At 38.4% G+C, this 12837-nt stretch carries 11 protein-coding genes; 9 read left to right on the top strand and 2 right to left on the bottom strand.

Annotation, left to right across the window (positions count from 1 at the left end; all coding sequences use genetic code 11):
- Positions 1 to 1095, top strand: coding sequence for a hypothetical protein (locus tag IO90_RS07215; RefSeq protein WP_034968667.1), 1095 nt, complete (start codon positions 1 to 3; stop codon positions 1093 to 1095).
- Between the two features lie 459 nt (positions 1096 to 1554).
- Here the strand turns inward: IO90_RS07215 and IO90_RS07220 are convergent, their stop codons facing one another.
- Positions 1555 to 1908, bottom strand: a complete 354-nt coding sequence (locus IO90_RS07220; protein WP_034965408.1) for a hypothetical protein — start codon at positions 1906 to 1908, stop codon at positions 1555 to 1557.
- A gap of 350 nt (positions 1909 to 2258) precedes the next feature.
- Between IO90_RS07220 and IO90_RS07225 the strand changes: the two genes are divergently transcribed.
- From IO90_RS07225 to IO90_RS07235, 3 genes are all read left to right on the top strand, one after another.
- Positions 2259 to 2807, top strand: a complete 549-nt coding sequence (locus IO90_RS07225) for a type 1 glutamine amidotransferase domain-containing protein (RefSeq protein ID WP_034965411.1) — start codon at positions 2259 to 2261, stop codon at positions 2805 to 2807.
- A gap of 716 nt (positions 2808 to 3523) precedes the next feature.
- The gene (locus tag IO90_RS07230; protein ID WP_034965413.1) at positions 3524 to 4069 is read left to right on the top strand and encodes a tRNA methyl transferase PRC-barrel domain-containing protein; all 546 of its coding nucleotides are present in this window, start codon (positions 3524 to 3526) and stop codon (positions 4067 to 4069) included.
- Between the two features lie 15 nt (positions 4070 to 4084).
- The gene (locus tag IO90_RS07235; protein WP_034965415.1) at positions 4085 to 5839 is read left to right on the top strand and encodes an endonuclease; all 1755 of its coding nucleotides are present in this window, start codon (positions 4085 to 4087) and stop codon (positions 5837 to 5839) included.
- Positions 5840 to 6266: 427 nt separating this feature from the next.
- Here IO90_RS07235 and IO90_RS07240 read toward each other — a convergent pair whose 3' ends face one another.
- Positions 6267 to 6650 (bottom strand): hypothetical protein, encoded by a 384-nt coding sequence (locus IO90_RS07240; RefSeq protein WP_034965416.1) that lies wholly within the window; start codon positions 6648 to 6650, stop codon positions 6267 to 6269.
- A gap of 196 nt (positions 6651 to 6846) precedes the next feature.
- On the opposite strand from IO90_RS07240, the gene IO90_RS07245 reads away from it, so the two are divergent.
- The 5 genes from IO90_RS07245 (at position 6847) to IO90_RS07265 (ending at position 12752) form a co-directional block, all read left to right on the top strand.
- Entirely contained in the window at positions 6847 to 7383 is a 537-nt protein-coding gene (locus IO90_RS07245; RefSeq protein ID WP_034965417.1) for an NADPH-dependent FMN reductase, read from the top strand.
- 362 nt (positions 7384 to 7745) lie between these two features.
- Positions 7746 to 8738, top strand: a complete 993-nt coding sequence (gene purM / locus IO90_RS07250; protein WP_034965419.1) for a phosphoribosylformylglycinamidine cyclo-ligase — start codon at positions 7746 to 7748, stop codon at positions 8736 to 8738.
- Between the two features lie 75 nt (positions 8739 to 8813).
- Positions 8814 to 9377: a phosphoribosylglycinamide formyltransferase gene (gene purN / locus IO90_RS07255; protein ID WP_034965421.1), complete on the top strand. Its 564-nt coding sequence runs from the start codon at positions 8814 to 8816 to the stop codon at positions 9375 to 9377.
- 208 nt (positions 9378 to 9585) lie between these two features.
- Positions 9586 to 11103 carry a bifunctional phosphoribosylaminoimidazolecarboxamide formyltransferase/IMP cyclohydrolase gene (purH, locus tag IO90_RS07260; RefSeq protein WP_034965424.1) on the top strand — a complete coding sequence of 506 codons (1518 nt, stop codon included), beginning with the start codon at positions 9586 to 9588 and terminating at the stop codon, positions 11101 to 11103.
- A 479-nt stretch (positions 11104 to 11582) separates the two neighbouring features.
- Positions 11583 to 12752, top strand: a complete 1170-nt coding sequence (locus IO90_RS07265; RefSeq protein WP_034968668.1) for a proline dehydrogenase family protein — start codon at positions 11583 to 11585, stop codon at positions 12750 to 12752.
- Positions 12753 to 12837: the final 85 nt, after the last annotated feature.

The raw sequence follows: 12837 nt of genomic DNA on the forward strand, positions 1-12837 counted from the left end.
ATGGAAAAATCCAAAATTACACTTACCCGAAGAATTCAGTTGCTGATCGATCTTCCTGCAAATGAACAAAAAGAGATGTGGGAAAAACTATATCGTTATCAGAACCGGTGTTTCCGGGCGGCTAATTTAATTGTTTCCCATCTGTATGTTCAGGAAATGATCAAAGATTTCTTTTACCTTACAGAAGACATCCAATACAAACTAGCGGATGTAAACAAAGATGAAATGGGAATGTTTACGAGATCGAAAACACACACAACTGCACGGATGATCTTCGACCGTTTCAAAGGGGAGGTTACGACCGATATTCTAGGAAGCCTAAACCATACGATTCAATCTACCTTTTCCAAAAACAAAGCCGACTATTGGCAAGGGTCTCAATCACTGAGAAACTTTAAAAAAGACATTCCCATTCCGCTTCCGATCAAATGCATCAGCAAAATGAAGTATGATCCCGAAAAGAAAGCGTTTAGTTTCAATATGTTTGCGATCCCTGTCAAAACGTATTTAGGGAGAGATTTCTCTGATAAACATTTGGTACTGGAACGTCTCTTAAGAGAAGAGATCAAGCTGTGCAATTCACAGGTACAGCTAAAAGACGGTAAAATATTTTGGCTAGCTGTTTTTGAATTTGAAAAGGAAGACCACGGTTTAAAACCCGACATCATTGCTGAAGCATCCCTGTCATTAGAACATCCGATCGTGGTAAAAGCCAATAATGTACGGATGAATATTGGCTCGAAAGAGGAATTCCTCTACCGCAGATTGGCGATCCAGGCCAGTAATAAAAGGATTCGAGCCGGAGTCGCATATTCCCGTTCCGGACATGGAACCAAACGCAAACAGAAGGCACTGCACAAAACAGAGGATCTGGAAAACCGTTTTGTCAGTCATCATCTTCATCTGTACAGCCGCAAATTGATTGATTTCTGCATCAGGCAACAGGCAGGCACCCTTATCCTTAAAGATCAGGAAGACAAAATAGGAATTGCAAAAGAACAGGAATTTGTGCTTCGCAACTGGAGCTATTATGAACTGCAGACCAAAATAAAATACAAAGCAGAAAAAGCCGGTATCGAATTGATTATCGGATAGCTAAAAAAAATGAGGGTGCTTGTAAACCCGTAGGGTGAGGTCATGAACACTCACTAAATACCTAATAGTATATACAACGGCGTGGGCTTCTTTTTTTATCTAAATCTTGATTGTGAAAAATGGAAGTAACTAATGTGATACAGAATTAATTTGTAAGAAATAATTTTCAAGATAAAAGAAGTATTTTGAATTTTAAGGATTGATAGTTTAATCATGAATTTGAATATTTCATCAAATTGGGGTTTTTACTCTATCTATTTACGCATAGTTGAAAACAAATAACTTTATGAACTTTAATTCATTTAATCTACTTGCAGGTTGAAGTATAGATAAAGCCATGATGATGCGTAGGAAATGCTACTTGACTAGAAATATTAGGATATTTTAATAATTTAATGTTTTTTTGGATCTGTGATTGAATCTGAGGATCTCACCTGTACTAGTATTAGTCAATGGAAATCAATTCAAAAACTCAGCCCCAGGAGTCCGCACACAATACTCACTTCCCAGATAAAGCGGATTTCCATGCTTCTCGGACCAAAAGCCATCTAGGATATTCTTGCTAAGACATCGGTAGACAGCAACGCCCTTGTAGATTTGATGATCGTCGCCTACATAATTAAAATTAACGACCAGAATCTGATCTTTAAAAAAGCACGTCCCATTCTGAATATGATTGCCAATCGTCCATTGGGCGTTGATTCTGTTATTTTCATCAAGACTTAAAGTCAATACGCCGTGATAAGGATACCCTTTCTCCTCCTGATTACTACCTTCCACTGCATAACTTCCTATCAAATCCTCAATTGTCATTGCTCATTTTTATTCAGACAAATTTAAACAATCTAATGTTTATTTAAAACAAGACACTCAAACAAAATTTTCCTCCCTTTAGTGCTAGGGGCAAGAAAATTTCGCCGCCCAAACAAAATTTCCCTCCCTTTAGGGTAAGGGCAAGGAAATCTCGCCTCCGTACCATTGATGTTTTTCCTCTTTTTAAATGCTGTCACAAACTCAACCCTTCAACTTCTAACCGTAAACCCGTCCTCCAACTTCCAAGCTCCAGCCTCAACCCACTTTAACAAACATTTATAATTCTCAAAACCCGCATCGGCATTATATTTTCTTACTTGATGACATACTAATCACAAAAATATATTATTATGTCAAAGAAAATTGCAATACTTGCAACCCACGGATTTGAAGAAAGTGAATTGAGTTCTCCAAAAGAACATTTGGAACAACAAGGCTGGACGGCGCACATTGTAAGTCCTCAAGATGGAAGCATCAAAGCCTGGTCTGGAAAAGACTGGGGAAAGGAATACAAGGTAGATGTGACACTTGACGAAGCCTCAGCAAGCGACTATGATGCATTAGTATTGCCAGGAGGTGTCATCAATCCAGATAAACTGAGAACTAATAAAGCGGCTTTGTCATTCGTGCAGGATTTCTTCAAACAGCACAAGCCAGTGGCGGCCATTTGCCACGGTCCTCAGATTCTAATCAATGCAGGTGCTACAGAAGGCAGAAAAATGACCTCGGTAGAATCCATCAGCGTCGACCTGAAAAATGCAGGTGTGATCTGGGAAGACAGTGAAGTAGTGGTGGACAATGGCTTGGTGACAAGCCGTACACCAGAAGATCTTCCAGCCTTCAATACCAAATTGGTAGAGGAGATCAAAGAAGGAAAACACGAAGATCAGAATCTCTAAACTGATTTTCAAAATTATCATATTTAAGACCTGGGTTTTTGTCTGGGTCTTTTTTTTGTGTTGGAGAGTGGTAGCGCTTGAGGGTTTAAGGGTGACAAAGAAATGTCGAAGGTTATGGGAGGAAGTTTTATAGAGCTGGCTGAGCCAGCGATTGTTATAGGTCTTCGAGAATCTCTGACTGGCATTTGATTAATTTCATTTATTCACAAAGAACTCGAAGATTTCAATATTAGTAGCCATAGGTGAAACCTATGGAACATCGCCAATGGTAATGAAAAAGATATTTTGACATTTATTCACAAAGAACTCGAAGAGTTCAATATTAGTAGCCGTATGTGAAACCTATGGATCGCCAATGGTAATGAAAAAGATAGTTTGACATTTATTCACGAAGAACTCGAAGGGTTCAATATTAGTAGCCGTATGTGAAACCTATGGATCGCCAATGGTAATGAAAAAGATAGTTTGACATTTATTCACGAAGAACTCGAAGAGTTCAATATTAGTAGCCACATGTGAAACCTATGGAACATTGCCCATGGTAGTGAAAGATCTATGTGAAACCTGTAGAATTTTGACAATATTACGATTGTGTGAAACTTTATGTTAAATTCATTCGTATGTGAATTAAAATAATTACTTTAGCGCCCCCGTTATCTATTAGCTAAAAATAATACCGTTTTTTGGTGACGGTCTCAATAAATAATTAAATATCCGTGATTAAATCTGGTCAAATCGTTCAAATACCATTAGACTCTTCAATCTTTGAAACTGATGTTTCTGTATTGGATTCGAAGAAAGATGCACTGACTAAGGCGGTCGAAGTAAGAAATTACGGTTTGTTCGACGGTTTTTTGATCGGCGAGCATCAGGGAACGGAGAACTTCAAGCTTGGACAAAGAAAAGGAATCAATGTGGGCGGAAAGAAATCCCCACTTTATGTGATTGGCATCAGCCACGTTACCAATCAACTGTTTGTTGGCGAAGGAGAACAACATCCCGGTCTGTGGATTAAAGTAATTAAAGTCAGTCAATTTCCATTAGATCAAATGACGAATCCTTCAACTGAAGAAGACTCGAAACAAGGCTTGAAAGTCCAGATCCATTCAGCATTGACGGATGAAGAAGCTCCTGCAAGCTTGTATCAATTTGAGGAAGACGTGTTTTTGGAATTTGATAACCTTGTACCCATCGCCATTCAGGATTACCCTTTTGAGATTCGTTTCGAGGATCATTATAAAGCAACTATTAGAATCAATTAAATATATTTTTATCACATGAAATTAAAATTTTCATTCTTTGCAAGTATCATTTCGTTTGTGGTTTTTGCACAGTCGGCGTCTTCTTACTATTCCGGTGTCAACTTCAACAAAACGAAAAACGAACTGAAAGCTGATCTTGCGACATTGATCACAACCACCCACACGGCTAGTGTTTCTTACTCTGCGGGATTGGCGAACCTCTTCAAAACGAGTGATGCAGATCCAACAAACCCGTCCAATCTATTATTGATGTACGGGTCCACAAGTTCTGGGACACACCAAAGAAGCCGTCCATACAGCGGATCTTGGAACCGCGAGCACGTTTACGCCAAATCAAAAGGAACACCTAATCTAGGTGAGTCTGGTCCAGGTGCCGACGGTCACCACCTTCGTCCAACGGACATGCAGTTGAACAGTACGAGAGGAAGTCTTCTTTTTGATGATGGAACTGGCGTAACTGCAGGTAAAACGAGCAGAGGTGGTTGGTACCCAGGAAGCGAGTGGAAAGGTGACGTTGCTAGAATCTTAATGTACATGTACGTAAGATACAATACAAGATGTCTTCCTTTGAACATCACAATGAATCCGGCAACTTACTCATCCGACTTCCCAGATATCCTGTTGAAATGGAATGCAGAAGATCCCGTTTCTGACTTCGAAAGAACAAGAAACAATGTAGTAGCAGGTGTTCAGAAAAACAGAAACCCATTCATCGACAATCCTTATTTGGCAACTGTGATCTGGGGTGGTCCAGCAGCGCAGAATACTTGGCCAGATACTTTCAATGGTGGATCATCATCTGATACTGTAGCACCATCTACGCCTACAAATCTTGCTGTTGTGGCGGTAACTTCAAACAGTGTGTCGTTATCTTGGACAGCTTCAACAGATAATATCGGAGTTAGCGGTTATGACATTTATGTAGATAATGCATTTAAAGCTTCTGTTTCTACAACAACTGGAACAGTTTCAGGACTTAACTCTTCTACAACTTATTCTTTCTACGTGTTAGCAAGAGATGCGGCAGGTAACAAATCTGAAAATAGCACAAGTGTACAAGGCACAACAGAAGCAGGAGGTGGTACAGGAGAAACTACCACTTGTGGTACAGAAGATTTTGAAAATATGCCAGCAACCAATTCTTCTTATGCGGGTAGAGAGTGGTCTAACAAAAGCATCGTTTGGACTGCAACCAACGCAAGAACAGATAAGCAGATTTACATTGATGGGGACAACAACAGAGCGATCTGTATCAGAAAAGGAAGCTTGAAATCTTCTACAATCTCTGGTGGTATCGGATCTTTGACAGTGAAAACTTACTTGCCATTCAACGACGGTGAGGGAAGTTATACATTGAAAGTGAACGGTGTGGTGAAAGGACAAATTCCTTATTCTAAGACTGCTAAGACTCAAACTATCAGTAACATCAATGTTGAAGGTAATGTGGTAATCGAGTTGGTAGATGATGTTACAAGCAACCGTGTGTCTTTTGACAACCTGTCTTGGACTTGTTTCGCAGGATTGGCAACGGACGATGTCGATGCTCAAAAAACAAAAATCGCGATCTACCCAAACCCAGTGAAAAATAACCAATTCTTCATCAGTGGTATCGAGAAAAACGAAACAGTGAAAATCTACAGCTTAAACGGACAATTGGTTCAAACCATCAACAACGTTGAGAACAAAGGTAAAGTAAGCCTTAACAAGCTCGCAAAAGGTGTTTACATTGTAGCAACTAAAAACCAGTCTTCTAAGATTGTTGTAGAATAATCATTGACAGACATTCAATATCAAAGCCGGGAGTTATCTTCCGGCCTTTTTTGTTAATTAAGACCCTGCTTAAACTTTCATCAAAATTATTTCCCCGACCCTAAAGGCAGTAATTTTGATGAAATTTTCAAGGCGTTTTTCCACCTTTTAGAATTGGGGAAAAGAAATATGTTTTGAAAATTTTATTTCTTAATCATTTTTAAACAAACACTAAATATTAGCTCTGAAAATTAGTTAAACTACATAGATAGAAAAATGAAATATCTGTTTTTAGAAAAGATAAAATAGATTTGAGCATCAAAATATTTTATCTTAAAACATTACAAAAACGATGTGTCTATGTGGTGAAAAAGTGAATGCTCTCAAACAAAAAAAAGACTGCTCCAAATTGGAACAGCCTTATTTATGTTAAAATGAATGTTTCTAATTAAGAGATAATTCGAACAGAGTCTGGTTCGTTCATATCCAATTTATCCATCAGCTTTTGAAGGTTCTCAATATCTTTCAATACTTTCTGATAAGATGATCTGGCGTAATCTGCAAAAGACGCCGTAGTATTCAAATCATCCACATTTTTGAAAACATTGATTTCAGGATTCTCTACCGTGTCGTGTTTGTAATTCTCAAGACAATCTTCTATCGCTTTCCTTTTTCTTTTGCAACTCACTTTGTTCCTCAGTTTTTGAAGAGAACTGATCAGGTACGGGCTATCGTTGTATGGATTTACAAAATCGCTTTGTTCAGATTCCTCCTGATACACGTGATATGCTGTTTCATTGCTGGGCTTGAGGTAGTTTTTGTCGAATATCATAGCGGTAGAGAGTTAAAGTTTAACATCAATAAAAATCGGTTTAGATAGATTTGACATATCAATTTTAAGACCAAGATTTTATCATATTAATAATTATCTTCGTCGTCAGCTACAAATATTTCTCAATTTAAATAACAAATATCAACCACTTTCCCTTCAATAGTTAATACCTTTGACGCTTTAAAAATTTGATTAAATGAAAATATTAGCATTTGGAGCGAGCAACTCCAGAGAATCCATCAATAAGCAACTGGCAGAATACACAGCAAAACAATTCAACGGTGCAGAAGTAGAGCTTTTGGATCTTAACGATTTCGAAATGCCCTTGTTCAGCGTTGATAGAGAAAAGCACGATGGCATCCCAACTTTGGCACTTCAATTTGCTGAAAAGATAGATGCTTCCGATCTATTGATTATTTCTTTTTCAGAGCACAACAGCACTTATACTGTGGCTTTCAAAAACATATTCGATTGGGTGTCAAGAATCAAAGACCGCAAACATTTTGGCGAGAAGCCTGTTTTTGTTTTGGCTACAGCGCCTGGTCCTGGTGGTGGAAAGAATGTTGTGGCAGCTTTTGAAGCAAGAGCCCCTTTCAGTGGAGCTAATGTTCTACAGACCTTTACATTACCAAAGTTCAAAGAGAGTTTTGATGGGGAAAAAGGGATAATTAATGATGAAAAAAAAGCGGAATTCGAAGAGAAATTGACTGCTGTTAAAAACTTTTTCGCTTAACATTTTGGAAAGTCATATTAAGAATGCGTAGCTTTGCAATCAAATAAGGACAATGAAAATTCAACAAGTTCATTTTGAGAAATATCCTAATTCTTGCAAAGAGAATTACATCAGCACCTCCGAACTTGTGGACTAAAATAACGGCCGATAATCTAAAAGATTGTCGGCTTTTTTATTTAACAATTTTGAAAAAGTAAGTTTGAAATAAATCTAGTAAATTCTGATATTCTTTCAGGCCTCAAAAACCTGAAAGAGTTGATGAAGAAAGATAAAAAGTCAAACAAGCCACAGCGTGGCGACCGATTTATCAGCATTGGATTTCAATCCAATGAATAAGAATAAATGAAATTGAAAATCTAAAAATGAGCAATACCTATAAATCCGCCGGAGTCGATAAAGAAGAAGGCTACAAAACAGTAGATAAAATAAAATCTGCCGTTGCCGAAACCCATAACAAAAACGTTCTCAACAATCTTGGAAGCTTTGGTGCGTTCTATGAGATTGCTGGCTACAAAAATCCAGTGTTGGTTTCAGGAACCGATGGCGTTGGAACCAAACTGAAAATCGCTTTGGACACCAAACAATACGATTCTATCGGCATCGACTGTTTCGCAATGTGCGCGAACGATATTCTTTGCCACGGTGCAAAACCCTTGTTTTTCCTGGATTATCTGGCTTGCGGAAAACTCGATTCTGAGATTGCAGCAGAAATCGTTCTTGGAATGGTAAAAGCTTGTAAAGACAACAACTGCGCATTGATTGGTGGCGAAACTGCCGAGATGCCAGGAATGTATCAGCCAGGCGATTATGACGTTGCTGGATTCTGCGTCGGAATTGTAGAAAAAGACCAAATCATTGACGGTTCCAAAATCAGAGCAGGGAATAAAATTATTGTTATTCCAAGTTCTGGATTTCATTCCAATGGATTTTCATTGGTGAGAAAGATATTCCCGGATTTCGAAGAGCAATTTGAAGGAAAACCTTTGTACGAAACACTTTTGGTTCCTACGAGATTATATTATCAAGACATTCATAAAGTGTTGGAAGAAGCGCCACTTTACGGTATTGCGCACATCACAGGAGGCGGATTGTACGAGAATGTTCCAAGAATTATCCCAGAAGGACTTTGCGCAACCATCGATGCTTCAAAAATCCAAATTCCGACCGTAATGCAGGAATTGGAAAAACGTGGCAACATCGCAAGAGAAGAGATGTTCGGAACGTTCAATATGGGCGTTGGAATGGTTCTCGTGACCGACGAAAATCACGTTGATAAAATCCTTGACCTTTTGGAAGACGCATATGTAGTGGGCGAAATCACGGAAGGAAGCGAGAAAATAAAATTATCAATCTAGCAATTTAATAATGTACCAGTTTACCAATTTGTTCAATTGTTAAATTATTAAACTGATACATTGTTACATTTATAAATGAAAAACATCACCATCTTAATTTCAGGTTCAGGAACCAATCTTCAAAGGATTATAGATTGCATTGATAGCGGAGAAATCCGAAATGCAAGAATCATCCAGGTCATCGCTGACAGAGAATGTTACGGATTGGAAAGAGCTCAGAAACATCAAATCCCGAATGAATTAATCAAACGCGGAAAAGACTTCGCTGAGAATCTTGAACAAGCCGTTCCTGAGAATACAGATTTGATTGTTCTGGCAGGTTTTCTATCTATTTTGAAGCCGGAATTCTGTGAAAAATGGGAAGGAAAAATCATTAATATTCATCCGGCATTATTACCAAAATTTGGTGGAAAAGGAATGTGGGGTCATCATGTTCACAATGCGGTCATCGAAGCAGGCGAGAAAGAAAGTGGTGCAAGCGTTCATTATGTGACCTCAGGTATCGATGAAGGCGAGGTGATTTTGCAGGGAAAATTTGAGATTGATGAAACTGATACTGCCGAAATAGTTGCTGAAAAAGTTCATCTTGCTGAATATGATATTTTCCCAAAAGCCATTGATTTGGTTTTAAATAAATAAAACATTAAGTTAAAGTTAAAATAATATTTTAATTTGTAAAGTGTTGTAATATATTATTTTATGAATTTTATTTATAATTAACTTTAAATTAAGAAATGAAATCTAATAGCTCCGTCGGAGCGACCAATTAATAGAAATCCGGAGGTGAAAGAACCGGTAAATCACAGTTTGGATAAAACTGTAAAAAGTAAAATTTGAAAGAGAAGGTATGAGTAAAAAGAGAGCACTTATCAGCGTATCTGATAAAAGCGGTTTGGTAGATTTCGCAAGATTTCTCGAAGAACAGAACTACGAATTGATTTCCACCGGCGGAACATTCAAACATTTGAAAGACGCCGGATTGAGCCCGATTCAAATCGATGAAGTCACAGATTTTCCGGAAATGCTGGACGGCAGAGTGAAAACCCTGCACCCGAAAGTTCACGGCGGATTGCTGGCGGTTCGTTCCAACGAGGAACATATGAAAACCGTTCAGGAGTACGAAATCGGACTGATTGATATGGTCATCGTGAATCTTTATCCGTTTTTCGAAAACGTGAACAAAGAAATTTCTCTTGACGAAAAAGTAGAATTCATCGATATTGGCGGACCTTCTATGTTGCGTTCTGCAGCTAAGAATTTCAATTCTGTTGTGGTTCTTACAGACGTAAATGACTACGAAATCATCAAAAATGAAATGTCAGAAAATGGTGATTCGACCATCGAAACCAGAAAGAAATTGGCTGGAAAAGTATTCAATCTGACTTCTGCCTACGATGCTGCGATTTCCAGAATGCTTTTGGATGAAGAATATCCAACTTATCTGAACGCCTCTTACAAAAAGGTTTCAGACTTGCGTTACGGCGAAAATCCGCACCAGTCAGCGGCTTATTACACTTCGACTTTCGAAAACGGCGCAATGAAGGATTTCGAAATTTTGGGAGGCAAAGAATTGTCTTTCAATAATTTGAGAGATATGGATTTGTGTTGGAAAGTGGTTAATGAGTTCAAGGATGAATTGGCTTGTTGTGCTGTAAAACACTCAACGCCTTGTGGTGTTGCGGTTGGAACTACAGCTTTGGAAACTTACACTAAAACATTCGAATGCGACCCAATTTCCATCTTCGGCGGCATCATCGGAATGAATTATAAAGTGGATGCGGCAACGGCTGAGGAATTGAACAAAACGTTCCTCGAAATCGTGATGGCAACGGACTTTGACGAAGATGCTTTGGAAATCCTCAGAAAAAAGAAAAATCTTAGAATCATCAAAATCAAAAACCAGGTGACAGACAAACAAGCTTGGGTGAAAATTGATGGCGGAATGTTGGTTCAAAGTGCCGACGACCAATTCTCAGACGATATTAAATTAGTGACAGAAACCGCTCCAACAGACGAACAAAGAAAAGCATTACTGTTCTCTCAAAGGGTGGTGAAATATGTAAAATCCAACGCAATCGTGGTTTCAAACGGCGTTCAAGCCATTGGAATCGGTGGTGGACAAGTGAACAGAATCTGGGCAACACAACAAGCAATTGAAAGAGCCAAAGAGAAATTCGACGGCGAGTTGGTTTTGGCTTCGGATGCATTTTTCCCTTTCCGAGATGTGGTGGATTTCTGTGCACAGGAAGGCATTACGGCGATTATTCAGCCAGGTGGAAGTATGAGAGATAATGACTCCATCGAAGCGGCGAATGAGCATCAAATCCCGATGTTGTTTACGGGAATGAGACATTTCTTGCATTGATATTAAAATAGTTGATTTTGTTTGGGCAGCTATTTCCGCCTTCCGCTCCCAATCTTTTTTGCAGACGATTTCAGTCCAAATAGAACTTTAGTTTACGCAAAAAAGGATTTCCGCTCAAGTCGGGCTGCAGATTCAATATAAATCAACGTTTTGTACAAGATATAAAGATGAGTAAAATATAAAAGTCCTTCGACTCCGCTCAGGATGACATCGGAATTTATGATTAAATATGAATGTCAGGCTGAGCGGAGTCGAAGCCTTTTCCAATAAAATTACCCTTTCAAGTTCAAACTTCGGAAGGGTTTTCTTTTTAATAATTAATAAAAATTAGTCTCAAAAATTATCGTTCGTTTGATGGATTTAGAATTATGTTGAGATATTGATTTTGTGGTCATTTAATTTTAAATTAATGATAAAATTTCGGTTAAAAATTCATTTTGAAATCGAAATAATATTTACTTTTGGGACAAATTCTGGATATGAGTATTTTCAATGATACAAAGCTCGCATTTGCCGATAAAACGGATGCTCAGCTGAGAAAAGCGTATTGGATGTTCAAGGCCATCGAACAGCCTGCATTGACGAATATTGGCGTTTCACTGCTCAATTTTACCGTTAAGAACAATTTTCCGTTTGTGGACGGCATCGTGAAGCAAACTTTGTTCGAACAGTTTTGCGGTGGCGAAACGAGAGAGGAAAGTATGTCTGTGGTAAAACAGATGTTCAAACGTGGCGTTGGAAGCATTTTCGATTACTCCATTGAAGGAAAAGAAGAAGAGGAAGTTTTTGATGCAGTTTGCAAGGAAATCAAAGATATCATTAGATTTTCTGTTGGAAATCTAGCGATTCCGTTTATTGTTTTCAAACCGACGGCTTTTGGTAGAATTGATATTTATGAAGAAGTTGGGAAAGGCAAAGAACTCACCACCAGCCAAAAAGAAGAATGGAATAGAGTAGTGACGCGTTTCGACGAAGTTTGCAAACTCTGTTTCGAGAACAACAAAAAAGTAATGGTTGACGCCGAAGAATCCTGGATGCAAGATGCGGCCGACCAACTTTGTGAGGAAATGATGGAAAAGTACAATCAGGAAAAACCCATCGTTTGGAACACTATTCAAATGTACAGAACCGGCCGTTTGGAATATATGAACGCACATCTTGAAAGAGCGAAAGAAAAAGGCTATTTCATTGGTTATAAGATTGTTCGTGGCGCTTATATGGAAAAGGAAAGAAAACGTGCCGAGGAACAAAACTACCCAGACCCAATCCAACCAACCAAGCAAGCTTCCGACGATAATTACAATGCAGGAATTGATTTCGTGATGGCGAATCTCGATAAAGTTTCAGCCTTCTTCGGAACACACAACGAGAAATCCTCCGAATTGGTGATGGATAAAATGCAGGCCAACAATCTGGAGCACAACAATCCGCATATCTATTTTGGACAGCTTTACGGGATGAGTGATAATATTACTTATTACTTGGCGGACAAACATTATAACGTTGCCAAATATCTGCCTTATGGTCCTGTGAAAGACGTCGTTCCGTATCTTACGAGAAGAGCGCAGGAAAATACGTCTGTTGCTGGACAAACCGGACGGGAATTGGGATTGATTGATAAAGAATTGAAAAGAAGAAAAGCGAAATAGAAAATCCTTAATCGTATTTTAGACGGATTTTTTCATTTTATAAAATTAAAAAGTTAAATCATAATTAGTTAAAGTTTTATTAAAA

This window comes from Chryseobacterium sp. FH1 (assembly GCF_000735135.1).
Lineage (GTDB): Bacteria > Bacteroidota > Bacteroidia > Flavobacteriales > Weeksellaceae > Epilithonimonas.